This window comes from Mycobacterium sp. G7A2, assembly GCF_041902445.1.
Classification (GTDB): Bacteria; Actinomycetota; Actinomycetes; order Mycobacteriales; family Mycobacteriaceae; genus Mycobacterium.
Genome location: NZ_CP169251.1, coordinates 3,620,654 through 3,643,374, shown reverse-complemented (window position 1 = coordinate 3,643,374; position 22,721 = coordinate 3,620,654). Strand labels below are relative to the sequence as shown.

22 protein-coding genes are annotated in these 22,721 nt (G+C 69.3%); 10 read left to right on the top strand and 12 right to left on the bottom strand.

The window, feature by feature from the left end:
- Positions 1-12: 12 nt before the first annotated feature.
- Both ACEWX3_RS17285 and ACEWX3_RS17280 read left to right on the top strand, forming a co-directional pair.
- Entirely contained in the window at positions 13-1,206 is a 1,194-nt protein-coding gene (locus ACEWX3_RS17285) for an acyl-CoA dehydrogenase family protein (RefSeq protein ID WP_207067215.1), read from the top strand.
- Positions 1,207-1,221: 15 nt separating this feature from the next.
- Positions 1,222-3,384 carry a thiamine pyrophosphate-dependent enzyme gene (locus ACEWX3_RS17280; RefSeq protein WP_374157182.1) on the top strand — a complete coding sequence of 721 codons (2,163 nt, stop codon included), beginning with the start codon at positions 1,222-1,224 and terminating at the stop codon, positions 3,382-3,384.
- Here ACEWX3_RS17280 and ACEWX3_RS17275 read toward each other — a convergent pair.
- Both ACEWX3_RS17275 and ACEWX3_RS17270 read right to left on the bottom strand, forming a co-directional pair.
- Positions 3,371-4,663, bottom strand: a complete 1,293-nt coding sequence (locus ACEWX3_RS17275) for a ribonuclease D (protein WP_221357180.1) — start codon at positions 4,661-4,663, stop codon at positions 3,371-3,373. The genes ACEWX3_RS17280 and ACEWX3_RS17275 overlap by 14 nt on opposite strands.
- A gap of 5 nt (positions 4,664-4,668) precedes the next feature.
- Positions 4,669-5,250, bottom strand: coding sequence for a DUF3000 domain-containing protein (locus tag ACEWX3_RS17270; RefSeq protein WP_152516859.1), 582 nt, complete (start codon positions 5,248-5,250; stop codon positions 4,669-4,671).
- Between the two features lie 85 nt (positions 5,251-5,335).
- Between ACEWX3_RS17270 and hemE the strand changes: the two genes are divergently transcribed.
- From hemE to ACEWX3_RS17245, 5 genes are all read left to right on the top strand, one after another.
- A complete protein-coding gene (gene hemE, locus ACEWX3_RS17265; protein ID WP_374157181.1) occupies positions 5,336-6,400 on the top strand; it encodes a uroporphyrinogen decarboxylase in 1,065 nt (354 codons plus the stop codon).
- The gene (locus ACEWX3_RS17260; protein ID WP_374157180.1) at positions 6,397-7,755 is read left to right on the top strand and encodes a protoporphyrinogen oxidase; all 1,359 of its coding nucleotides are present in this window, start codon (positions 6,397-6,399) and stop codon (positions 7,753-7,755) included. The genes hemE and ACEWX3_RS17260 overlap by 4 nt, the downstream gene beginning before the upstream one ends.
- A 42-nt stretch (positions 7,756-7,797) precedes the next feature.
- The gene (gene hemQ, locus ACEWX3_RS17255; protein ID WP_207067220.1) at positions 7,798-8,502 is read left to right on the top strand and encodes a hydrogen peroxide-dependent heme synthase; all 705 of its coding nucleotides are present in this window, start codon (positions 7,798-7,800) and stop codon (positions 8,500-8,502) included.
- Between the two features lie 180 nt (positions 8,503-8,682).
- Positions 8,683-11,022: a putative bifunctional diguanylate cyclase/phosphodiesterase gene (locus ACEWX3_RS17250; protein ID WP_374157179.1), complete on the top strand. Its 2,340-nt coding sequence runs from the start codon at positions 8,683-8,685 to the stop codon at positions 11,020-11,022.
- A 227-nt stretch (positions 11,023-11,249) separates the two neighbouring features.
- Positions 11,250-13,130, top strand: coding sequence for an EAL domain-containing protein (locus tag ACEWX3_RS17245; RefSeq protein WP_374157178.1), 1,881 nt, complete (start codon positions 11,250-11,252; stop codon positions 13,128-13,130).
- Here ACEWX3_RS17245 and msrB read toward each other — a convergent pair.
- The 4 genes from msrB to ACEWX3_RS17225 form a co-directional block, all read right to left on the bottom strand.
- Positions 13,082-13,522, bottom strand: a complete 441-nt coding sequence (gene msrB, locus ACEWX3_RS17240) for a peptide-methionine (R)-S-oxide reductase MsrB (RefSeq protein WP_221357170.1) — start codon at positions 13,520-13,522, stop codon at positions 13,082-13,084. The genes ACEWX3_RS17245 and msrB overlap by 49 nt on opposite strands.
- Positions 13,523-13,532: 10 nt before the next feature.
- Positions 13,533-14,813: a glycosyltransferase family 87 protein gene (aftC, locus tag ACEWX3_RS17235; RefSeq protein ID WP_207067224.1), complete on the bottom strand. Its 1,281-nt coding sequence runs from the start codon at positions 14,811-14,813 to the stop codon at positions 13,533-13,535.
- 73 nt (positions 14,814-14,886) lie between these two features.
- Positions 14,887-16,443 carry an alpha/beta fold hydrolase gene (locus ACEWX3_RS17230; RefSeq protein WP_207067225.1) on the bottom strand — a complete coding sequence of 519 codons (1,557 nt, stop codon included), beginning with the start codon at positions 16,441-16,443 and terminating at the stop codon, positions 14,887-14,889.
- Positions 16,444-16,466: 23 nt separating this feature from the next.
- Positions 16,467-17,255, bottom strand: coding sequence for a pyrimidine reductase family protein (locus ACEWX3_RS17225; protein ID WP_374157177.1), 789 nt, complete (start codon positions 17,253-17,255; stop codon positions 16,467-16,469).
- 34 nt (positions 17,256-17,289) lie between these two features.
- Between ACEWX3_RS17225 and zapE the strand changes: the two genes are divergently transcribed.
- Positions 17,290-18,339, top strand: a complete 1,050-nt coding sequence (gene zapE, locus ACEWX3_RS17220) for a cell division protein ZapE (protein WP_207067227.1) — start codon at positions 17,290-17,292, stop codon at positions 18,337-18,339.
- On the opposite strand, the gene ACEWX3_RS17215 is transcribed toward zapE, so the two are convergent.
- The 4 genes from ACEWX3_RS17215 to ACEWX3_RS17200 form a co-directional block, all read right to left on the bottom strand.
- Complete coding sequence (locus ACEWX3_RS17215) at positions 18,315-18,857, bottom strand: GNAT family N-acetyltransferase (protein WP_221357165.1); 543 nt, start codon at positions 18,855-18,857, stop codon at positions 18,315-18,317. The genes zapE and ACEWX3_RS17215 overlap by 25 nt on opposite strands.
- The gene (locus tag ACEWX3_RS17210; RefSeq protein WP_221357164.1) at positions 18,842-19,336 is read right to left on the bottom strand and encodes a hypothetical protein; all 495 of its coding nucleotides are present in this window, start codon (positions 19,334-19,336) and stop codon (positions 18,842-18,844) included. The genes ACEWX3_RS17215 and ACEWX3_RS17210 overlap by 16 nt, the downstream gene beginning before the upstream one ends.
- A gap of 102 nt (positions 19,337-19,438) precedes the next feature.
- Positions 19,439-20,161 carry a Clp protease N-terminal domain-containing protein gene (locus ACEWX3_RS17205; protein ID WP_374157176.1) on the bottom strand — a complete coding sequence of 241 codons (723 nt, stop codon included), beginning with the start codon at positions 20,159-20,161 and terminating at the stop codon, positions 19,439-19,441.
- A 37-nt stretch (positions 20,162-20,198) separates the two neighbouring features.
- Positions 20,199-20,684 (bottom strand): polyketide cyclase, encoded by a 486-nt coding sequence (locus tag ACEWX3_RS17200; protein ID WP_207068181.1) that lies wholly within the window; start codon positions 20,682-20,684, stop codon positions 20,199-20,201.
- Between the two features lie 75 nt (positions 20,685-20,759).
- Here ACEWX3_RS17200 and ACEWX3_RS17195 point away from each other — a divergent pair, with 75 nt between their 5' ends.
- Complete coding sequence (locus ACEWX3_RS17195) at positions 20,760-21,113, top strand: helix-turn-helix transcriptional regulator (protein WP_374157175.1); 354 nt, start codon at positions 20,760-20,762, stop codon at positions 21,111-21,113.
- A 3-nt stretch (positions 21,114-21,116) separates the two neighbouring features.
- On the opposite strand, the gene ACEWX3_RS17190 is transcribed toward ACEWX3_RS17195, so the two are convergent.
- A complete protein-coding gene (locus ACEWX3_RS17190; protein WP_207068183.1) occupies positions 21,117-21,539 on the bottom strand; it encodes a hypothetical protein in 423 nt (140 codons plus the stop codon).
- A 273-nt stretch (positions 21,540-21,812) separates the two neighbouring features.
- Here ACEWX3_RS17190 and ACEWX3_RS17185 point away from each other — a divergent pair, with 273 nt between their 5' ends.
- On the top strand, positions 21,813-22,082 hold the full coding sequence (locus tag ACEWX3_RS17185; protein ID WP_374157174.1) for a hypothetical protein: 270 nt from the start codon (positions 21,813-21,815) through the stop codon (positions 22,080-22,082).
- A gap of 47 nt (positions 22,083-22,129) precedes the next feature.
- Here ACEWX3_RS17185 and ACEWX3_RS17180 read toward each other — a convergent pair whose 3' ends face one another.
- Positions 22,130-22,678, bottom strand: a complete 549-nt coding sequence (locus ACEWX3_RS17180; protein ID WP_374157173.1) for an LppA family lipoprotein — start codon at positions 22,676-22,678, stop codon at positions 22,130-22,132.
- Positions 22,679-22,721: the final 43 nt, after the last annotated feature.

The following is a 22,721-nucleotide window of genomic DNA, read 5'->3' as shown; positions in this document are numbered from 1 at the left end:
TTAGGAGACATCATGTCCCGCCAGCCCACCCAGAACGGCGGCCCCACCGCCCCGGACGTCCTGCTGCGTGTCGACGGCATGCTCGACGACGAGGAACGCCAGATCCGGGATACGGTGCGCGCGTTGGTGAAAGGACGCATCGCGCCGGACATCGCGGCGTGGTACGAGAACGGCGAGCTTCCGGTCCGTGAGCTCGCCGCCGAACTCGGCGAACTCGGCCTGCTCGGCATGCATCTGCAGGGTTACGGATGTGCCGGCACCACCGCGACGGCCTACGGTCTGGCGTGCCTGGAGTTGGAGGCCGGTGACTCGGGCATCCGGTCGCTGGTCAGCGTGCAGGGCTCGCTGGCGATGTTCGCGTTGCACGCCTTCGGCAGTGAAGAACAGAAGCAGCAGTGGCTGCCCGAGATGGCGCGAGGCCGCATGATCGGCTGTTTCGGGCTCACCGAGCCCGACTTCGGCTCCAACCCGGCCGGAATGCGCACCCGCGCCTCACGTTCCGGTGACGACTGGATTCTCGACGGCACCAAGATGTGGATCACCAACGGGTCGGTCGCCGACGTGGCGATTGTGTGGGCCCGCACCGACGACGGGGTGCGGGGCTTCGCCGTGCCGACCGACACTCCGGGCTTCACCGCGCACACCATCAAGTCGAAGATGTCCCTTCGCGCTTCGGTCACCAGCGAGCTCGTTCTCGACGGAGTCCGAGTCCCCGACAGCGCCCGCCTCCCCGGCGCCACGAGCCTGCGGGCTCCGCTGAGCTGCCTCAACGAAGCCCGGTTCGGAATCGTGTTCGGCGCCGTGGGCGCCGCGCGGGACTGCCTGGAGACCGCGCTGAGCTACGCCCAGTCACGGATGCAGTTCGACCGGCCGATCGGCGGATTCCAGCTCACCCAGCAGAAACTCGCCGACATGACGCTCGAGTACGGCAAGGCCCTCCTGCTCGCGCTGCACCTCGGCCGCACCAAGGACGCCGACGGCCTGCGGCCCGAAGAGGTGAGCCTGGGCAAGCTGAACAACGTGCGGGAGGCCATCGCGATCGCCCGCACGGCGCGCACCATCCTCGGGGCGAGCGGCATCACCGGGGAATATCCGGTGATGCGCCACGCCAACAACCTGGAATCGGTGTTGACCTATGAAGGCACCAGTGAGATGCATACCCTGATGATCGGGCAGGCGCTCACCGGTATCGCCGCGTTCCGCTGACCTCCAGGAGCCGCAGTGGCCGAACCGATCGACGAGTACTTCACCCGAGCCGTCTCCGGGCTGACCGCATCGCATGCCGATGCCGACGTCATGCTGCGCGGTGTCTCGCCGAAGACCTGTCTGGAGGTGTTCGACGCACAGTTGGGCAGTCGTCATCTCGACCTGGCTGCGCGCTGGTTGCGATCGAGGAACCAGGGCTTCTACACCATCGGTTCCTCCGGGCACGAGAGCAATGCGGCGGTGGCCACCGCGTTGCGCCCGAGCGATCCTGCGCTGCTGCACTACCGTTCCGGGGGTTTCTACCTCGCCCGTGCACGGCAGGTCAAAGGAAGTGACCCGCTGCGCGATGTGCTGCTCGGGCTGGTCGCCGCGACCGACGAGCCGATCTCCGGTGGGCGGCACAAGGTCTTCGGCCGCCACGATCTGAGCGTCATCCCGCAGACCTCGACCATCGCCTCACACCTGCCGCGGGCGGTCGGGGTCGCCTTCTCCATCGCCCGCGCACGCAAGCTGGGTGTCGAGTGTGCCTGGCCGTCGGACGCGTTGGCGGTGTGCAGCTTCGGCGACGCGTCGGCCAACCACTCGACGGCGGTCGGTGCGATCAACGCGGCCATGCACACCGCCTACCAAGGTGTGCCGATGCCGCTGCTGCTGGTGTGCGAGGACAACGGGATCGGCATCAGCGTGCGCACCCCGCAGGGCTGGATAGCGCGTACCTACGGCAACCGTGCGGATCTGGAGTACTTCACCGCCGACGGCGCCGACGTGGCCGAAGTGCTGACCGTTTCGCAGCGGGCCGCCGACTACGTGCGTACCCATCGCCGGCCGGCTTTCCTGCACCTGCGGACGGTGCGGCTCATGGGACACGCCGGGTCCGATTACGAGCCCGGCTACCGCAGCGGTGACGAGATCACCGCCGACTACGGACGTGACCCGCTACTGGGCACTGCCCGGATTCTCGTCGAGACCGGGATCTGCACCGTCGCAGAGGTTCTCGACGCCTACGAAGCGAAGCGCACCGACGTGCTCGCGCTGGCCACCGACGTCGCCGAGCTACCGCAGTTGGACAGCCCGCATGCGGTGATGACACCGCTGCGGGAGGCCCGCGACGACGCGGTGCGGGCCACCCGCGAGGCCGCGTCCCGGGGGGGCCGCGGGAACGAAGGGCCGGCGCTCACGGTGGCGCAGGCCATCAACCGGGCGCTTCACGAGACGTTGACCGACCACCCCGAGGCGTTGCTGTTCGGTGAGGACGTCGCCCGCAAGGGCGGTGTCTACGGCGTGACCCGTGGGCTGGCCGGAAAAGCAGGAGCGGCAAGGGTTTTCGACACTCTGCTCGACGAGCAGTCGATCCTCGGACTGGCCCTGGGCGCCGGCGTGTGCGGGCTGCTGCCCATCCCGGAGATCCAGTATCTGGCTTATCTGCACAATGCCGCCGACCAGATCCGCGGCGAGGGGGCCACGCTGCAGTTCTTCTCCAACCGGCAGTACCGCAACCCGATGGTGGTGCGGATCGCCGGATACGGTTACCAGAAGGGTTTCGGCGGGCATTTTCACAACGACAACTCGATCACCGCGATCCGCGACCTGCCCGGTGTCGTGGTGGCCTCTCCGGCGCGGCCCGACGACGCCGCGGCGATGATGCGGTCCTGTGTGGTCGCCGCACGCACGGCGGGGGTGGTGTGCCTGTTCCTCGAGCCGATTGCGCTCTACCACACCCGCGACCTGCACGACGACGGCGACGACGGCTGGCTGGCCACCGATCAAGGCGGCGTGGTGCCGATTGGCAGTGCCCGGACCTACGGTGACGGCCGCGACCTGACCATCATGACGTTCGGCAACGGGTTGCGGATGAGCCTGCGCGTGGCGCGCCGACTGGCCGAGCGGGGCATCGCAGCCCGCGTGGTCGACCTGCGTTGGCTGGCCCCATTGCCGGTGACGGACATGCTGGCCGAGTCGCAGGCCACTGGTCGGGTGCTCGTCGTCGACGAGACCCGCGAGAGCGGCGGTGTCGGCGAGGGGGTGCTCACCGCGTTGATCGAGCACGGCTTCCCCGGAGCGCTGGCGCGGGTGGCCAGCCACGACAGCTTCATCCCCCTCGGTGATGCGGCACTGGAGGTGCTGTTGTCCGAAGAGACCATCGAGTCGGCGGCCATCAAACTGGTCAGCGGTCGGTAGGGGAGACCTGCAGCGCGGCCGTCAGCACCGGAACGGTGAGGTCGCGCTGCCAGTGCCGCGCCCCGCAGTCGCGCAGGAACGCCTCGACGGCCGCGGCCGTCGCAGCGGGGCTGTCTGCGCCCTGGCCGGTCAGTTCCCAGTCCCAGCACAGCCGGCGCACGGTGTCGGGCGCCAGCAGGTTCTCGGCAGGCACGTTGAGTTGCTCGGCCAGGTGGGTCAGCCCGGAGCGGACTGCTTCCAGTCGCGCCGCGGCCTCAGGCTTGCGGCGGGCCCAGCGCGACGCCGGTGGCGGACCGTTGGAGGGTTCGGCCGAGCTGGGTGGTTCGGAGGTCGCGCGGGCCCGGGCGAGCGCGTCGAGCCACACCTGTGCGCTGCGCCGTTGCCGGGATCCGCCGAAAATGGGCAGGGCAGTGAGCTTGTCGACGCTGTCGGGATCGACGGTCGCTGCGTTGACGATCGCGCTGTCGGGCAGGATCCGGCCGGGAGCGATGTCCCGCCGCCGCGCGATCTGGTCCCGGGTGGTCCACAGTTCGCGCACCGCGGCCAGCGCGCGGGGGTTGCGGACCTTGTGGATGCCCGAGGTGCGTCGCCATCGGTCCCGCCGGGTGGGCGCCCCCTCGAAGGTGCGCAGGAACTCGAACTCCTGGCGTGCCCACTCGGTCTTTCCCTGCTCGGCGAGGACGTCGTCGACGGCGTCGCGCAGTTCGACGAGCACCTCGACGTCGAGGGCGGCGTAGTTGAGCCAGTCGTCGGGCAGTGGTCTTTTGGACCAGTCCGCCGCCCCGTGGCCTTTGGTGAGTTGCAGACCGAGCAGCCGTTGGACCATCGCGGCGAGGTTCACCCGGTCGTAGTTGGCCAGCCGGCCTGCCAGCTCGGTGTCGTACAGCGAGGTCGGCCTCATCCCGATCTCGGCCAGGCAGGGCAGATCCTGGTCGGCGGCGTGCAACACCCACTCGTCGGTGGCGAGCACATCCGCGACCGGGGCCAGCACCTCGACCGGGTCACCGCCGTGGCTGACCGGGTCGATCAGCACCGTGCCCGCACCGGCGCGGCGAATCTGCACCAGGTAGGCGCGATTGGAGTAACGGAAACCCGAGGCGCGCTCGGCGTCCACCGCGAACGGCCCCGTGCCGTGCGCGAGAAGATCGGCGGCCCTGGCGATCTCACCGCGGCTCGCCGACACGGCGGGCACGCCGTCGCGCGGCCTCAGCAGCGGGGTGGCCTCGGGCTGGTCGGCGTCGGGTTCCACGACGGAACCGGCGGTATCGGGCTCGGACATCGAGTTCAGGCGCGCGACCGCGAACCGAGATCGGTCACGCCCGCGGGAGGTAGCCCCGCGGCATGCTCGAGCACTTCACAGAACGCCTGCACGTGCGGGCCGAGTTCGGCGTCGGTGGCGGTCCACGACGCGCGCAGCTCGAGCTGATGCGCACGTGGCGGTCCGGAGATGTCGCCGTAGCGCACCGAGGTGGTGGCGGTGACGGTGCCGCCGAGCGCGGTGACGTGCTCGGCCCGCTGTTCCAGCGCGTCGACCAGCCAGCTCCAGGCGACCTCGGGCAGCAACGGGTCGACCGCCTCGCTGGAGTCGAGGTCGGCCTGGATGTAGGCGACCAGTCGCATCGTGCCGTCCCAGGCTTCAGCGCCCTCGGGGTCGTGCAGCAGGATCAACCGCCCGAAGGCGTCTCCTTCGGAGCGTTCGGGGATGATCGCGGTCTCGGGATGCTTGATCTCGGCGCCCAGGGCGTAGCTGAACGGTGCCAGGCGCTGGGGTGGCCGAATGGGGCCCAGCTCGATCTCCGGACGCACGGTGGTGGCATTCATCGCCGCCACCGCGTCGCGGAACTGAGCGGGTTCGGCGGAGGTCACGCCGTCTGACGCTAGTCCATATCACCTGGTCTGTGCTCATGGCGCGCCGAATCGGACAGCGTCGGACATGGCAGCATAGGAGGCGATGAACACGCGCCGCGAGCTGCCCGAATCCCCTTACCTGGCCGCCGTGGCCGGTCGCAAGCCCCACCGGGTGCCGGTGTGGATGATGCGGCAGGCCGGCCGGTCGCTGCCCGAGTACCGGGCATTGCGGGCCAAGAACACCATGATGCAGGCCTGCTTCGACGCCGACCTGATCACCGAGATCACACTGCAGCCGGTGCGCAGGCACGGCGTCGACGCCGCCATCCTGTTCTCCGACATCGTGGTGCCGCTCCGGGCCGCGGGGATCGACGTCGACATCGTGCCCGACGTGGGTCCGGTGATCGGCCATCCCGTGCGCAGCCGCGCCGACGTCGCCGGCGTCGGGGAGTTGGACGGCGAGCAGGTCGCACCGGTCGCGACGGCGATCAGCCAGCTCACGGCCGCGCTGGGCGACGTTGCGCTCATCGGTTTCGCCGGGGCGCCGTTCACGCTGGCGTCCTACCTGGTCGAGGGCGGGCCGAGCCGCAACCACGAGCGCACCAAGGCGATGATGTTCGGCGACACCGACACCTGGCATGCGCTGATGACGGCCCTGACCGATGTCACGGTCGCGTTCCTGCGGACTCAGCTCGAAGCCGGGGTGGACGCCATCCAGGTGTTCGACTCCTGGGCCGGCACGTTGTCGCTGGCCGACTACCGCGCCTACGTCCTGCCGCACAGCGCCCGGGTGTTCACCGAGCTGGCCGGCCACGGTGTGCCGATGACGCATTTCGGGGTGGGTACCGCCGAGCTGCTCGGGGCCATGTCGGAGGCCGTCGTCGGACACGACACCCCTGCGGTGGTCGGCGTGGACTGGCGCACCTCGCTGACCGACGCCGCGAGCCGGGTCCGGCCCGGTTGCGCGCTGCAGGGAAACCTCGATCCGGTGGTGCTGCTGTCGGGCTGGCCGGTGGTCGAGCGGGCAGTGCGCGCGGTGGTCGAGGACGGTCGGCGTGCGGTCGACGCGGGCGCGGTCGGGCACGTCTTCAACCTGGGTCACGGGGTGCTGCCGGCCACCGACCCCGAGGTGATCACCGATGCGGTCGCGTTGGTGCACGAACTGTGAGCTCATCGACCGGGCCGCGCTATTGCGTTGTCGGAGGGGGCATTTCAGGACTCGTCGCGGCCTACCGGCTACGGGTGACCGCCGGACCGGACGCGTCGATCACCGTATTCGATCCCGCTGACCGCCTCGGTGGCGTCCTGCGCACGGAACGCATCGCCGGGCAGCCGCTGGACGTGGGGGCCGAGGCCTTCGTGGCCCGCCGGCCCGAGGTGACGGCGCTGCTGGCCGAGTTGGGCATGGCCGACAAACAGATCGCCACCACCGGGGCGCGCCCGCTGATCTACAGCGAAGACCGCCTGCACGCACTGCCCAAGGACACCGTCAACGGCATCCCGTCGCGGCCGGACGCCCTGGTGGGCCTGGTGGACGACGCGACCATCCAGTGGATGCGCGACGAACCCCGCCGGCCGTTCTCGTGGCGTACCGGTGCTGACCCGACGGTGGCCGAACTCGTCGGCGATCGTTTCGGTGAGCAGGTCGTCATCCGCTCGGTCGACCCCTTGCTGGCCGGCGTGTACGCGGGCTCGGCCGCCACGATCGGCATCCGCGCGGCCGCGCCGACGGTGGCCACCGCCTTGGACCGCGGTGCGCGCAACCTCACCGAGGCCGTCACCACCGCGTTGCCGCCACCGGCCCCGGGGTCGGTGTTCGGCGCCGTCGACGGCGGCTACACGGTGCTGCTCGACGAGCTGGTGCGCCGCTCGGATCTGCGCTGGGCGCAGATCGGGGTGCGCACCGTGATGCCGGCGCAGCGCGGGTGGGACGTGCTCGACGACGACGGGCAGCGCTGGCCGGCCGATGCCGTGGTGCTCGCGGTGCCGGCCCCGCGATTGCCGGGGCTGATCGGTGACCTCGCGCCCGAGAGTGCCGCTGCGGCCGCCACCATCCCGGTCGCCTCTGCCGCGGTGGTGGCGCTGGCACTGCCCGGCGGCACGCCGTTGCCCGAGCAGTCCGGTGTGCTCGTGGCCGGTCGCACCCGGCTGCACGCCAAGGCGGTCACGTTGTCGTCTCGCAAATGGGGCAGGCGCGGCAGCACCGAGATGGTGCGCCTGTCCTACGGGCGACTCGGTGACGACATCGCCCGTGGCGCCGGCGACGACGAACTCCTGGCCTGGGCGGAGCAGGACCTCGCGCAACTTTTCGACGTCCACGTGCAACCGGTGGAGTCGCGCGTCGTGCGCTGGATCGACGCGATGCCGCAGTACGGGCCCGGCCACGCCGACGTGGTCGGCCGCATCCGCGCCGGGCTGCCGCCGAGGCTGGCGGTGGCCGGCGCTTACCTCGACGGCATCGGGGTGCCGGCCTGCGTCGCGGCGGCCACCAGGGCTGCGGCTGCGCTGGTCCGCACCGGCTGACGAGCCCCCGGCGCGCCACCTCGGGCGTGGCACGATGGGCGCATGGCCAAGCTCGATTACGACACGCTCAACTCCACGATCCGCTACCTCATGTTCTCGGTGTTCGCCGTGCGCCCCGGCGAACTCGGGTACGACGAGGATGCGCGTGCGGCGGTGGTGCAGGACACCGCGACGTTCCTCAAGCGCCAGGAGGACAACGGCGTTGTGGTGCGCGGCGTCTACGACGTGGCCGGGATGCGCGCCGATGCCGACTTCATGATGTGGACGCACGCGGAGAACGTCGAGGCCCTGCAGGCGACCTACGCCGAGTTCCGCCGCTCCACCACGCTGGGGCGCGCGTCGAATCCGGTGTGGAGCAACGTGGCCCTGCACCGGCCGGCAGAGTTCAACAAGAGCCACATTCCGGCGTTCCTGGCCGGTGAGGAGCCCGGCGCCTACATCTGCGTGTATCCGTTCGTCCGCTCGCTGGAGTGGTATCTGCTGCCCGACGACGAGCGGCGCCGCATGCTGGCCGAGCACGGCATGGCCGCCCGCGACTACAAAGACGTGCGCGCCAACACCGTTCCGTCGTTCGCGCTGGGTGACTACGAGTGGCTGCTGGCCTTCGAGGCGCCGGAACTGCACCGGATCGTCGACCTGATGCGGGATCTGCGGGCGACGGACGCGCGTCGGCACGTGCGTGAGGAAACGCCGTTCTTCACCGGGCCGCGGGTGTCGGTCGAGCAGCTCATCCACGCGTTGCCCTGACCGGGACCGGGTTTGCTGGTCGGTTGGTTTCCGTGATCGCGATGGACGGCGTGCCGGCGTAGGAGTCCAGCCACCTCGCTGACCCTGCCCGTCGACCCGCCTTTCGCGCTCGTCAGCAGGTATATGACGGTGACGTCAGTTACTGCGCGCTACCCCCTGGGGTGTTGCTAGCATCGACCGGTGCTGAGCCCCAGGGCAGCGGTGAGCGTCATCGCTGTGTCGGCGGGAGCTTTCTCTGTTCTGCAGTTGAGCAGGTGGAGCACCCTGTCGGCGGTTCGCGTCGTCAACGACGTGGTGGTGATGCTGGTCGCTCTGTCGGCCGCCGTGTGTGCCGGGGCGGCTGCGCGACGCCTGCACGGACGACGTCGGGTGGCCTGGTGGTGGATCGCCGTCGGGCTCTGCGGGTTCGCCTCCGGCCAACTGGTCTGGACCTACAACGGGCTGACCAACGAGGTCCCGCCGTTCCAGTCGGTGGCCGACGTCGGCTATGCGCTGATGCCCGTGGGCGCCGGCCTGGCCCTGCTCGTCATGCTGCGCGACTACCCCCGTTCGACGATGCTGCGGGTGCTCCTCGATGCGGTCGTCGTCGCCGGCGCGTTGTTCGGGGCCGTCTGGGTGGGGCTGCTGGCGACGGTCTACGCGGCCAAGGCGATGGACTGGTTCGCGCTTGTGCTCGTGCTGATGTACCCGGTCACCGGGGTCGCGGTCGTGACGATCGCACTGCTGCTGCTCGTGCGGGCCTCGCCGACAGAACGCCGGCCGTTGGCGATGCTGACTGTCGGGTTGATCTCGATCTGGATCGCCGACGTCGCCTACGCCTACCTCACCACGGTCGAAGGCGTCTACCGCGAAGCGATCTCCCTGGGCTATGTCTACGGATTCATCGCCATCGGTGCCGCGGCCCTGGCGACCCGCGCACGAGCGGCCGCCCTGCCGGCGAAACCGCCGACGGTCTTCTCGCCCGCCTCCATGTGGATGCCGTTCGTGCCGGTGACGGCGGTGGTGGTGATCTGCGCGCCGATCATGATCCCGCGTCTGGGGCCGCTCTACATCGTCGGCGCGCTGACGATTCTGGCGGTGATGCTGCGCCAGATGCTGGTACTCAGGGACAACCGCGGGCTGCTGGCCGAGGTCTCCGACCGGGCGTTGCGCGACCCCTTGACGGGCCTGGCCAACCGCACCCTGTTCATCGACCGGCTCACCCACGCGATGGCGCTGCAGAAGCGCGAAGCCCGAGCGGTCGCAGTGCTGCTGATCGACCTCGACGACTTCAAGCTCGTCAACGACAGCCTCGGCCATCCGGCCGGCGACACCATCCTGGCGCGGGTGGCCGAACGCCTCAACAATGCGGTGCGGGCCAGTGACACCGTCGCCCGCCTCGGCGGCGACGAATTCGCGGTGCTGATGGAGGGCGACCCCGACGCCTCCCGGGCGGTGGCACACCAGGTGGTGGCCGCATTCGACCGGCCGTTCCTGATCGACGGTCAGGATCTGTTGGTGCGCCCCAGCGTCGGACTGGCCATCGCGACGCCGGACAGCGTCACCCTGACGGTCGAGGATCTGCTCAAGCAGGCCGACGTCGCCATGTACAGCGCCAAGCGGGCCCAGGCCGGCACGCCGTTCACGTTCAGTCCGGAGATGGAGCTGCAGTGGGGCGAGGATCCGGCGGTGTCAGCCCCGGTGCCGGTGCGGGGCAGCGACACCGGTGTCGCCGGACGGGCGTCGCTGCGGCTGCTGCGTGACCTGCGGGGGGCCTTGGACCACGGCGAGTTGAGTGTGGTCTACCAACCCAAGTTCGACCTGCAGTGTGGGACGGTGGTGGGGCTGGAGGCGTTGGTGCGCTGGCCGCATCCGCACCGCGGGATGTTGACCCCCGACCAATTCCTGCCGCTGGTGCGCCAGCACGGTCTGATGCGGTCGGTGACCTCTGCTGTGCTGGATCGCGCGCTCGACGACGTGGCGCAGTGGTGGGCAGCGGGCGCCGAACTGCCCGTGGCCATCAACGTGTTCGCCCCCGCGGTGGGCGACCTGGGCTTGCCCCGTCAGCTGTCGTCGGCGCTCGACCACCGGAGTCTGCCGCCGGAGATGCTGACCGTCGAGATCACCGAGGACCTGCTGCTGGATAACCTGGCCAAGACGCGGGTGGTGCTGAGGATGCTGCGCGAGCACCGGATCCGCGTCGCGATCGACGACTTCGGCAGTGGCTACTCGGCGCTGTGGTACCTGCGCGAATTCCCGGTCGACGAGCTCAAACTGGACAGACATTTCATCGCGCCGATCCTGACCCATGCTCCGTCGGCGGCCATCGTGCGGGCCGTCATCGACCTCGCCCATGCACTTGCCATCACCCCGGTGGCCGAGGGTGTCGAAAATGTCCAGACCGCGCAGCGGTTGCTCGACTACGGGTGCACCATCGCTCAGGGCTACCACTTCAGCAAGCCGTTGTCGGCGGACGCGGTCCTGGAACTGGTTCAAACCCGACGGTTGGCTTCGGAGGAGGCCGGTGACAGCGTCCACTGACCAGAGCTCCCACTGCCCAGAGTGTCCGCTGACCAGCTGAGTCATCCTTTGCTGATTCAACAGAAGCGGGAACTACGTTGACGCCGGCGCAAATGCTGCATGTACTGGATCAACCTGCTGAAATGCACGTATGCCTCCGACTCGGTGAGCTGCTGAACCGATAGCAAATCGATTCGGCAGGCGGGTTCTGGCACGAGTCGCCGATGGTGAATTGCTAGAATCCGCGCATGTCGAGCCGGCGAGGGGTGACGCTCGGTGTCGCCGTCGCGGGCGTGGGCTATGCCGTCTGGCTGCTGTTCGGTGGGGCCGCCGACCCGTCGTTGCGGGTGGCGGGCGAGGCGGGACTCGTCGGGTTCTCGTTGTTCGCCGCGGTGTGCTCGGCGCTGGCGGCGTACCGGCGCAGCGGCCGCGAACGTAGCGCATGGGCCTGCATGGCGCTGGGCACTGCAGGGTGGGCGGTGGGCGCCGCCGGATGGAGCGTGTCCCGGCTCGCGGCACACCAGACACCTCTGCCCTGGTGGTCCAGCGTGGGCTATCTGTTCTTTCTTGCCGGTGCCGGGGTGTGCCTGGTCTTCCTGCTGACCGCCCAGTCGCCCGGAGCGCGCCTGCGACTGATGCTCGATGGACTCACCGTTGCCGCCGCCCTGTTCGGCGTGGCCTGGGTGGCGGTGTTGGACGACGTCTACCGCGTCCGGTCGAGCGACCCGATGTCCACCGCGTGGTCGCTGGTCTATCCCGTGGGTGACATCGTCTTCGTCGCCGTCGCGGTGCTGCTACTGGTCCGGGCGCCCGCCCACCGACGTCCCGAGTTGTCGCTGCTGGCCGGTGGTCTGGTGCTGATCGCCGCATCGGACACCGCCTACGCGTACTTCGCCGCCACCCGGGAGGTGTGGGGTCCTCAGGAGACCGCGGTGGGCTGGGTGCTGGGCTTCGTCGCGATCGGTCTGGGCGCGCTGTCAATGCCCGGAGCCGACCGGGGTGAGGCCGACGGCGACCACCTCGCCCCCTCCCGCACGTCGACTTGGCTGCCGTATGCGACCGTCGCCACCGCGACCGTGTTGTGCGCGCCCGCGCTCATCGACGGGATGGAACCGGTGTTCGTCGGGGCCGCGGTCGCCGTGTTCGCGGTGATGGTCCGCCAGTTCCTGGTCATCGGCGAGAACCGGCGTCTGCTTCTCGAGGTCGCCGACCAGGCGCGGGGTGAGCGGATGGCCGGGCCGGCGAACGGAGCGGACCCGGCGGCCGGGCCGGAGCCCGCGGCGAATCCGGACGCGGACGACGTGCCGGATGCGGCGCGCCTGCTCGGCGAGTTGCGGCACGCCATCGACCACGGCGAACTGACCATGTTCTACCAGCCCAAGGTCGACATTCGGGGCGCGGCGATCGTCGGTATGGAGGCACTCATCCGCTGGCCGCACCCGCGGCGTGGCCTGCTCGAGCCGGACCGGTTCCTGCCTCTGGTGCGTCAGCACGGGCTGATGCGCTCGATGACCACCGTCGTCCTCGAGCTGGCGCTCGACGAGGCCGCTGAGTGGTACCGCCGCGGCGTCGGGGTGCCGGTGGCGGTCAACGTGTTCGCCCCGGCAGTCAGCGATCCCGCGCTGCCCGACCGGATCATGGGCGCCCTGCAGGCTCGCGGGCTGAGCCCGCAGGCGCTGACCGTGGAGATCACCGAGGACCTGCTGCTGGCCGACATGGACAGGACTCGATCGGTCCTCAACACCTTGCGCAGGAACGGGATTCGAGTGGCGATCGACGACTTCGGCAGCGGCTACTCTGCGCTGTGGTACCTGCGCGAGTTCCCGGTCGACGAGATCAAACTCGACAAGGAGTTCGTCGCGCCGGTTCTCACCCAGCCGGCCTCGGCCGAGATCGTACGGTCGGTGGTCAACCTGGCTCATGCCCTGGGCATCACCCCGGTGGCCGAGGGCGTCGAGAATGCGGCGACCGCAGAACGCCTACGGGAGTTCGGGTGTGACGTCGCGCAGGGCTACCTCTACAGCCGGCCTCTGCCGGCTGCCGACACGGTGGCGCTGCTGTCGGCGCACAAGCGCGGCCGCTACGTCTGCGACGGCACCAGCCGCAGCGAGATCGAGTTGATGCAGTAGCGCTGGTCGGTGGGCGTGGGGTAGCCCTCGCCCTCGAAGACGTGGCCGAGGTGGCTGTGGCAGTTGGCGCACAACACCTCGACCCGACGCATGCCCAGGGAATCGTCGGGACGCAGGATCACCGCGTCGGAGTCGGCGGGGTCGAAGAACGACGGCCAGCCGCAATGGGATTCGAACTTCTCGGTGCTGCGGAACAACTCTGCTCCACAGGCGCGGCACTGATAGACGCCTTCGGTCTTGGTGTCGGTGTACTCACCGGTGAACGGGCGTTCGGTGCCCGCGCGGCGCAGCACCTCGAACTCCTGAGGATCGAGGCGGCGGCGCCATTCGTCGTCGCTGAGCACCAGCTTGGGGCCTTGCCTGGCATCGTGGCCCGAACCTGTCGCTGTCATGGTTTCCAGGCTACCCGTCGCCCGCGCGGGCGGAGTTGCCCGCGGGCTGCGGTTCGGGCGACATCCAGGGCGGGTCGATCCCGTCGTCGAGCCTGCCGTCCTCGCGCGCGTCGAGGTAGCGGAACAGCAGCACGGAGAACACCACCACCAGCAGCAGCGACCAGCCGTAGGTGATCTTCAGGTACTCGATCGCGCGGCCGGTGGTCGGCCACTTCCACATCAACCACCGATCCATCGTGGTGAAGCCGTAGATCGCCAGCCAGGCGACCCAGCTGCGGATGACCGAATTGGGCAGCACCACCGTCATCAGGAACGGGAACAGCATCATCGAGTAGTAACCCTGACCCAGCGACAGCACCAGCCATGAGGTGAGCAGCAGGACACCCGACGAGGTGAGCATCCAGAAGAACGGGTCGCGGCTGCGGTAGTAGCGGTAGAGCAGCCACAGCGCGGCCACGCCCAGGACCGCGAACGCCACCCGCAACGCCATGATCAGCCACATCGGCAACCCGTAATAGATGCCGTTGCCCAGGATCGAGCTGTTGAAGTAGTCCCGCGTGGAGAAGATGTACGGCACGGTGCGGGTGACGAAGCTCATCGGGTCGTTGATCAGCGGCCACGCCACGACATTGAACACGGCGGGCACCGCGAAGGCGGTCACCAGAGCGCGCCACTGCCGGTTGACCAGGGGCAGCAGGAGCAGGGGCGCCAGCAGGGGTTTGACGACCAGCGTCAGCCCGATCGACACCCCGGCCCACCACTCGTGGCTGCGGTCACCGTCCAGCAGCCAGCGCAGGAACAGCACCTCGAACAGCAGGATGACGCCGTTGATGTTGCCGAACACCAAGGTGTTGGTGACATTCTCGGTGCAGAACATCGCCAGCAGCAGCGCCGGGGCGGCCACGGAGGCGAGGGTGAAGTTGAACAGCCGCAGCAGGAAGTATCCGGCGAGCACGATGGCCACGGTGTTGAAGAAGATGAACCAGTTCCGCGACGCCTCTTCGGGCAGGTAGCCGAACGGCGCCATGACCAGAGTTCCGCCCGGCGGATACAGATAGTGCGGATCGACCCAGGTGAAGTTCTCGTCGTAGATGTCGCGCCCGAGCTTGAAATGCACCGCCGCGCGGTAGACCGGTGCGAAGTCGTCGGTGATCCAGCGGTTGGCGACCAACACATAGCTGCGATGGATGACCGCCATGATGGCCAGCGGCCACAGCACCGAACGCAGAACCGTGGCGGCGTCGGGTGGGGAGGTGCGAGGCCGGAAGGCGGTCAGGACAAGATCACGCACCTGCGCACCGTACCCGACGCCCCCGGCGCGCCGAGCGCAGACATGCGGTCACAGGTGTGCGGGCGGCGGGGTGTCAGGCGGGGCAGTAGATGTCCGAGTCCGGCAACTGACCGCTCTGCAGGTAGGTGATCACCGGGGGCAGCGCGCATGCCGAGTAGATCGCGGCGCCGTGCCCGGTGCCCTGCCACAGGACCCGGCGGTTGGAGGACCCGGCGTTGATCGCGGTGGCCGCCACGGCAGCGACGCCCTCGTTGCCGACGATCGGGTCGTGTTGCACGCCCAGCAGCAGCGTCGGGATCTCCAGACCACCGGGCTCCTCGGGCGGTGAAGCGCTCGGCCAGTTCAGGCACTTGACCATGTCCAGTGCGCCCACGGTGCCGAACTGCGGATACTCCCGCCCCCAGGCCACCACGAGTTCGCGGACCCGGTCGGGCGTGGGGCGGGCCAGCGCGTCGCTGCACCGGTTGACGAACTGCCCGTCGGTGTAGCGCAGCTGCTCGGCCTCGCTGATCAGGGCGTTGAATCGGGCGCTGTCGCCGGCGCGGGCATCGGAGATGGCCAGCGCGAGCTCATTGCCCGCGGTGATGCGGTCCCCGCGCGGATATCCCAGGGCCGTCGAGATCGCGCTGGTGACCGCGGCGACCGACGCGCCACCGGGCCCGCGACCGGCGCGGGCGTCGGAGAGCAGCGCGTCGACGGCGGCCGTCGGGTCGGCGCCCAGCGGGCAGTTGGCCGCCACACATTGCGCAGCCCAGGCCTCGAGTGCTGCCTGCTCGCCCTTGACGCGCTGCTCGGTCGCTGCCTCGTCGGCGATGCCCAGCGGCAGCGGTGAGTCCAGGACCAGCCGGGCCACCTTGTTGGGGTGGGAGCCGGCGTAGGCCAGCGCCACCTGGGCGCCGTTACCGATACCGAACAGGGCGAGTGCGGGCACATCCCAGGTCGTGCGCAGGCGTTCGAGGTCCTCGGCGGCGTGCGCGTTGTCGTAGGCGGAGTCGCCGGGGGCGATCGCGTCGGTACAGCTGGTGGTGGCGGTCATGGTGATCTCGCGCAGGTTGGCGACCGGGTCGTCACCGGCCTGGAACTGGACCTGGTCGAACATCTCCTGGCGGTCGAAGCTGTCCCGGCAATCCAGCGCTCCGGACATCCCGATGCCGCGCCGGTCCACCGAGACCACCGGGTGGCTGCTGAGCACCTCGATGCCCGACCGCGACAGCCACACCGGCAACTGCTCCGAGGTGGGCAGATCCGAGCCGGTGGTCATGACCAGAGGCCCGGCGTCGGCGGGGGTGTCGCTGGACCGGGCCCGGACCACCCCGATGTTGACGGTGCCGCTGGCACCGGCGATGGGGTCGAGGTCGGCGTCATAGCTGGCGCATTCCAGGGCCACGCCGGGGATCGGGTCGACGGCCGCGGCGCTGAACACCCGCGACGTGCAGTCCTGCCAGGACAACTCGTTCTTGGGGGCTTCCACGGCCGGCGGCCCGGAGGCTTGAGTGGTGGTTTCGGGGGCGCCCTGCGGGCCCGCCCCGGAGTCGGTGGCATAGCGAGGATTGGCCGCGAGCCCGGGCGCGCACCCGGCCAGCGCCGTGCTCAGCGCAACCGCCAGCACCGCTCCCACACGCAAACGCATGCCGACCACAGTACTGATCGCCGTCAGTCGGCCGGCCCGCGGCGAGCCCGGCTGTAGCGCAGGCACAGAAAGCCCTCGGAATCGGTGAGCACGCGGTCCAGCCGCAGGGTGGCCTGCACCTCACCGGCACCGGCGACGATGCGCCCCGACTTGCCGCCGACCAGCACCGGTGCCACCGTCAGGCACAACTCGTCGAGCAGGTCGGCGTCGGTGAACATGCCCAGAACGCCGGGTCCGCCCTCGGTCAGCACGCGCAGCAATCCGCGCTGGGCCAGCGCGTGCAGCGCGGCGTGCAGATCCACCGACGCGGGGTCGGGGCCGGACGCGTCGATGACCTCGGCGAGCTCACCGAGGTGGCTGCGTGCCTCGCCGGCGGCCTCGGTGCTGGTCAGCACGAGCGGTGCGACCTCGGTGCGCTGGAACAGCGGCGCGTCCCGGGTGAGCCGGCCGGACCGGGTCAGCACGGCGATGGGCGGCACCTCGGCTTGTCCGCGCCGGCGCCGCGCCTCGCGATCGGCGGCGCTGAGGCGGACCCCCGAATAGTCCTCCACCAGTGCGGTCGACGCCCCGACGACGATGACGTCGGCCAGGGCGCGCAGCGCACCGAACACCGCGCGGTCGGCGTCTCCGCCGAGCGCGCCGGACTTGCCGCCGCTGGTGGCTGCGCCGTCGACAGACGTGATCATGTTGCCCCGCACCCAGCATCGGGTCAGATTGTCGGGATAGCCGTAGTGCGCTGACAGGTCCCCGGCGTCGACAGCGTCGACGCCGCCCAGGAGTGTGAACTGCGTCCCGTCGCCGTGTTCGGACATACGCAGAATCACAGCACGCCGTTAAGGTGCCTGCATGCACGGGCCCAGCGATGTCGCACATCTGGTCGACCGGCACCCGAGCGTCACTCCAGAACGACTGATCGCTCAGCTGGTTCCGCCGCCCACGTTCGCCGATGTGGGTTTCGACACCTACCGCCCCGATCCGGCCGAGCCGTCGCAGGCTGCCGCGGTGCAGGCGTGCCGGCAGTTCTGCGACCAGGCCGTGACCCGGCGGGCCGGCAAGAAGAAGTTGTTCGGCAAGCGGGAGGTGCTGCCCGGGGTGGGGGTGTACCTGGACGGCGGTTTCGGCGTCGGCAAGACCCATCTGCTCGCGTCGTCGTACTACCAGGTCGGCCAGGACTCGAACGCCAAGCGGGCATTCGCCACCTTCGGTGAGCTGACCCAGTTGGCGGGTGTGTTCGGGTTCGTCGAGTGCATCGAGTTGTTGTCGGAGTACGTGCTGGTCTGTATCGACGAGTTCGAGCTCGACGACCCCGGCAACACCACGCTGATCTCGCGGCTGCTGTCCGCTCTGGTCGAACGGGGTGTCTCGGTGGCGGCGACCTCCAACACACTGCCCGAGCAGCTGGGGGAGGGCCGCTTCGCCGCACAGGACTTCCTGCGCGAAATCCACACGCTGGCAGCGATGTTCACGACCGTGCGGATCGAAGGGCCGGACTACCGGCACCGTGATCTGCCGCCGGCGCCGCAACCGCCCAGTGACGCCGAGGTGGCTGGTCGCGCCGCAGCGGTGCCGGGGGCCACGCTGGACGACTTCGACGGGCTGTGTGCGCATCTGGCGACCATGCACCCGTCTCGCTACCTGACGCTGATCGAGGGTGTCACCGCGGTGTTCATCACCGGCGTGCATCCCCTCGACGACCAGAACGTCGCACTGAGGCTGGTGTCGCTGACCGACCGGCTCTACGACGCCGGCATCCCGGTCGTCGCGTCGGGCGCGAAGTTGGACACCGTGTTCAGTGACGAGATGCTCGCCGGCGGGTTCCGCAAGAAGTACCTGCGCGCCACGTCACGGCTGTTGGCGTTGACCGCCGCCGGTCACGCCGGGCGCACCATCACATAGTCGTGCTCCACCTCGGCGCCGAGGTGGAAGGTCTTGGTACCGGCGATCTCGAATCCGTGCTTGCCGTAGAAGCGTTGCGCGCGAAGGTTCTGCTGATTGACCCCCAGCCAGACACAGGCCGCGTGCTGCGCCGACGCGTAGCGCACCACCGCGTCCATCAGCGCGGCCGACACCCCGGCGCCGTGGCAGTCGGGTAGCACGTACATCTTGGACAGTTCGACGGCCGGGCGCAGCGGCACGGCGCGCTGGACGTCGGGGTCGTCGGGAACCCCCCGCACGGTCATCGCATAGCCGAGGATCCGTCCGTCGCGGCGGGCGGCCAGCACCGTGCGGTCGGGGTCGGTGAGGTAGTGGGCGAAGCGGTCAGCAGACAGGTTCTCCGCGATGAACGCGTCGATGTCCTCGGAGGTGCTCGACGGTGGACAGGCCAACGGGAACGTCCGTGCCGCGACCTCAGCTAGGGCGTCGGCCAGTTCCGTTGTGGCCGTGTCGATCTGAAGGGTCAGGCGACATTCCACTGCGCGAGCCGGATGCCGGTGAGCTTGTCGAGCAGGACGACGTTGGACACGAGGTCGCGGTAGCAGTCCCACCACACCCCGCCGCTGAACGTCTGGCCGACCTGCGCGTTGGCCATGCCGAACTGCAACGCGTCGGGCGCATCGCTGTTGCGCGGTTCGTAGGCGTCGCCGGTCGGGGTGACGCCGCGGAACTGGAACGTGATCGCCATGGCGTAGGGCGTCGGTAGCTGGATGGGTGTGATCGTGACGTCGGCGCGGAACACCTGATAGCGCGGGGCGCGAGGGGGATACCCGAAGCCGGGAGGGGGAGGGGTGGGCACGATGTTGTTGACCGAGACATCGGCGACCAGGCCCTCGAATTGCACGCGCAACGGCTCGCCGAGGCGCCCGATCGGAATGTTGGCCGCGGCGGCCGGCGGTGCCAGAACGCCGCCGAAGGCCGCCAAGGTGGCGATCAGAAACACGAGCCAGCGACGCATGTGGGTGTCCCTCCTAGACGTGCTTGGCATGATCGCACATCGACCGGCGAGCCCGGGCCGTTGTGGGCGACCGACGTCCTCGGACGTCGGGCGTCGCCGGGGTCAGCTGGGCGTTATCGCTTCCAGCGCGGCGCGCAGGTCGCACTCGAACCGGTCCCAGTCGATGCCGGCGCTGTGCAGCACACCGTCGTCTTCCTCTTCCTCGTACAGCGCGAGCAGGAGGTGCTCGGTGCCGACGTAGTTGTGGCCCAACCGGAGCGCTTGGCGGAAGGTCAGTTCCAGGGCTTTGCGGGCGCGGGTGTCGAACGGGATCAGTGCGGGCAGCTCGGCCGCTGCGGGGGGCAGCGTGATGGAGTCCGCGAGGGACGCGAGCTCGACGCCCTGGTTGGCGAGCAGGCGTGCGGCCAGGCCGGTGGGGTCGGCGAGAAGGCCGAGGAGGAGGTGGGTCGGCTGGATTTCGGGGTTGCCCGCGGCATGGGCCCGGTTCTGGGCTTCGACGACGACGTTGCGGGCGCGGGGGGTGAACCGTTTGAACCCGGCGGCAGGGTCCAGGGCCGAGGCGTCGGCGGGAGTTTTCGGGACGAAGCGCTTCTGGGCGGCCTGCTTCGTGACGCCCATGCACTGTCCGATCTGGGTCCACGACGCCCCGGAGCGGCGGGCCTGGTCCACGAAGTGGCCGATCAGATGGTCGGCGACGTCGCCGAGCGCCTCGGCAGCGAGCATGGCGTCGGTGAGCTGCTCCAGCGGTTCGGCGTGGACGGCGGTGATCGCGTCGATGAGGTCGTCGAGGCGGACGGGGTGGTTGACGGTGACGGGCTGGCCCATGGGTCAACTCTAGGTTGACGTGAGCGTCGGGTCAACCTCAGGTTGACGATGGTTGTGGGTAGCCGCGTCGCACGGTCCGGTCCAGGATCCCCAGCGTGGCTTTCAGCGCCGCTTCCGACACGACCGGGAAGATGTCGGCATCACGCCAGTGCTGGTCGATGTCGGTCCAGTCGTAGAACGACGTGACGAGGGTGCCGTCGTCGGTGGGCTCGAGCCGGTAGCCGTAGACGTGGCCGATCTGCGGACGGATCTGCCCGAGGATCGTCCACGCGATCACCGAATCCTGCTCGTACTCGCTGATCAGCACCGATACGTCGTAGCGGCCGAGAGGGAAGTCGCCGAGCGCTTCGCGGTCCATGTGGACGACGAAGCTGTCGCCGACCGCCTGGACGGGGGCGCCCTCGGCGTCCTGAAGCATCCCGGTGGCGTCGATGGCGACATGGCCCTGGGGGTCGCACAGCACGGCGAAGATGTCGGCGGGGGCCGCGTCGATGGTGCGCTGGACTTCGATTCGATCGGTCATGTGCTGATGGTGTCAGGCAGTGGAATAGGTCACTGCGTGTTTCGGTGCGCGTCGGGCCCGGGAATCTAGGAAGGCATGGTCAGTGCGAAGTCGATGGCGAAGTACCCGCGCATGTTGCGCCGGGCGCTCGACTTCATCGACGGCAACGCCGAGTACGACATCACGATCCGTGACATCGCCGCCGCTGCCGACGTGACCCCCCGTGCCATCCAGTACGCGTTTCGGGAGCACCTTCAGACCACGCCGTTGGAGTACCTGCGTCGCGTTCGGCTCGAACGGGCACACAAGGCGCTGGTATTGGCCGACCCGGCGCGCGAAACCGTCACCTCGATCGCCGGACGGTGCGGGTTCACCCATCCGGGACGGTTCAGCAGTGCGTACAAGGCCGTGTTCGGAATCGAGCCGAGCAGGACCCTGCGCAGCCAGTAGCGGTCACATCGGGATGAAGCCGGCCCCGTTGAAGATTCCGGGTTGCCAGCCCTGCGGACCCAGGCACAGCAGTGGCCGACCGTCCGGCGCCTGGGCCGCAGCCTGTGGCCGCGGGCACGGCGCGCCGATGTCCTGCACACCGTGCAACTCGTAGGTGGCCTGCCAGAAGCCGGTGTAGACCGGCGGCCACTGGTTGGGCACCCAGCGGCACTGCAGGGGCTGTCCGCCGCGGCCGCGCCCGAACGTGAAGCGCTCCATGTTGGTGCAGGGTCCGGTCAGCTGGACGTCGTAGACCATGCCCGGTACGTCGCTGGCGTAGCGACCCGGGTCGTCGGGATAACTGGGGCCCGGCTCCGCCGAAGCCGTCGTGGCTGCCCACACCGCCGCCGCGCCGAGTGCGCTCACGGTGAGCATTTCGCGAATCATGTCCAGACCCCTGGTCGTCGTGCCGGTACTCAGCGAACCCTAGCGGCCCCAGCGGGCCCCATGTGCTTTTTCCCGCCAGCAAACAGATCTCGGCCCGCCACCCAGGGGGGGTCGGTGGCGGGCCGAGAATATCGGGGACGTCGTTGGGGGGACGTCTGATAGTGAACCTAGGCAGCCAACCTGAGACGCAGCTGATAGCCACTTAGGTCGCAGCTTCGAAAACATGCGCCCACCGGTTGGCGTGCCACCGGGACAGGCGTTAATTTCGTTGCGATGTTGGGCAATGAACACGCCGCGGTGGCCGACTCACAGCAGGCCGACTACTTCCGGGCCTTTCTCACAGGGCTGCGCACGGACATGGAATCGGACCTGGCCAAGCAGGTCAGGCGGTTGACCGCCTCCCAGAATGCGGGGGACCTGGGGGCGGTCAACGTGCTGCGCCGCGCGATTCGCACGGCGGAGGGCGATCTGCGCACGGTCGTGGGCATGGTCGACGCGCTCGACGGCCGGTTCCCCCAGGCCCCGGACCTGCGCACCGGCTGAGAACCGGTCACCGCGCCGGCGGCGCAGTCACCGAGTCGACGGCGCGGTCACCGGGTCGAAGGCGCGGCCGGCGGCTGGGTGGGCAACTGTCCGGCGGGTGAATCGATCACCGACTGCACGAGGAAGCAGTCTCCGGTGATCGTCAGAATGGCCGATCCACCCTGCCGGAGGTCGAACTCGAACCCGCCGCCCTGCACGTGGAAGTCACGTTTGGACTGCTCGTTGAACAGCGAATCCTCGCCATCGGCGCCGAACTCGGCTGCCTCACTGCGCACGATGTCGCTGGCCGTCGCGAACTCTTCGGACGTGAACGGCCGACCGAACTCCACCATGTCCGAGAGCGGCCGCCGCGCAATGTCGCCGGTGAGTCTGTCGCACGGCAGCCCGTCGCTTTTTACCTGCTGCACGTTCGGGTCGGGGCTGAACTGCCACGTCTGTCCCGGGACGGCGCCGACGATCCGCTCGGCGATGGTGGCAGCGGCGTCGTTGATGCGTCGCCGCGCGTCCTCGTAGGAACCGTCGGCACGCATGCTGTCGATCAGTTCAACGGCCTCGTCACCGTGGACGGTCTGAGATTCGTACGGGTTCTCGCTCACGGAGCAGCCACCAATCAGGAGGGATACGCACACCAGACTTGCT

Bases quoted from the DNA above. Each gene is read 5' to 3' on its own strand.
- ACEWX3_RS17285 (WP_207067215.1), top strand. From the start codon at position 13: ATGTCCCGCCAGCCCACCCAGAACGGCGGCCCCACCGCCCCGGACGTC.
- ACEWX3_RS17275 (WP_221357180.1), bottom strand. From the start codon at position 4,663: ATGTCCGAGCCCGATACCGCCGGTTCCGTCGTGGAACCCGACGCCGAC.
- hemE (WP_374157181.1), top strand. From the start codon at position 5,336: ATGAACACGCGCCGCGAGCTGCCCGAATCCCCTTACCTGGCCGCCGTG.
- hemQ (WP_207067220.1), top strand. From the start codon at position 7,798: ATGGCCAAGCTCGATTACGACACGCTCAACTCCACGATCCGCTACCTC.
- ACEWX3_RS17245 (WP_374157178.1), top strand. From the start codon at position 11,250: ATGTCGAGCCGGCGAGGGGTGACGCTCGGTGTCGCCGTCGCGGGCGTG.
- msrB (WP_221357170.1), bottom strand. From the start codon at position 13,522: ATGACAGCGACAGGTTCGGGCCACGATGCCAGGCAAGGCCCCAAGCTG.
- ACEWX3_RS17230 (WP_207067225.1), bottom strand. From the start codon at position 16,443: ATGCGTTTGCGTGTGGGAGCGGTGCTGGCGGTTGCGCTGAGCACGGCG.
- ACEWX3_RS17225 (WP_374157177.1), bottom strand. From the start codon at position 17,255: ATGTCCGAACACGGCGACGGGACGCAGTTCACACTCCTGGGCGGCGTC.
- zapE (WP_207067227.1), top strand. From the start codon at position 17,290: ATGCACGGGCCCAGCGATGTCGCACATCTGGTCGACCGGCACCCGAGC.
- ACEWX3_RS17210 (WP_221357164.1), bottom strand. From the start codon at position 19,336: ATGCGTCGCTGGCTCGTGTTTCTGATCGCCACCTTGGCGGCCTTCGGC.
- ACEWX3_RS17205 (WP_374157176.1), bottom strand. From the start codon at position 20,161: ATGGGCCAGCCCGTCACCGTCAACCACCCCGTCCGCCTCGACGACCTC.
- ACEWX3_RS17200 (WP_207068181.1), bottom strand. From the start codon at position 20,684: ATGACCGATCGAATCGAAGTCCAGCGCACCATCGACGCGGCCCCCGCC.
- ACEWX3_RS17195 (WP_374157175.1), top strand. From the start codon at position 20,760: ATGGTCAGTGCGAAGTCGATGGCGAAGTACCCGCGCATGTTGCGCCGG.
- ACEWX3_RS17190 (WP_207068183.1), bottom strand. From the start codon at position 21,539: ATGATTCGCGAAATGCTCACCGTGAGCGCACTCGGCGCGGCGGCGGTG.
- ACEWX3_RS17185 (WP_374157174.1), top strand. From the start codon at position 21,813: ATGTTGGGCAATGAACACGCCGCGGTGGCCGACTCACAGCAGGCCGAC.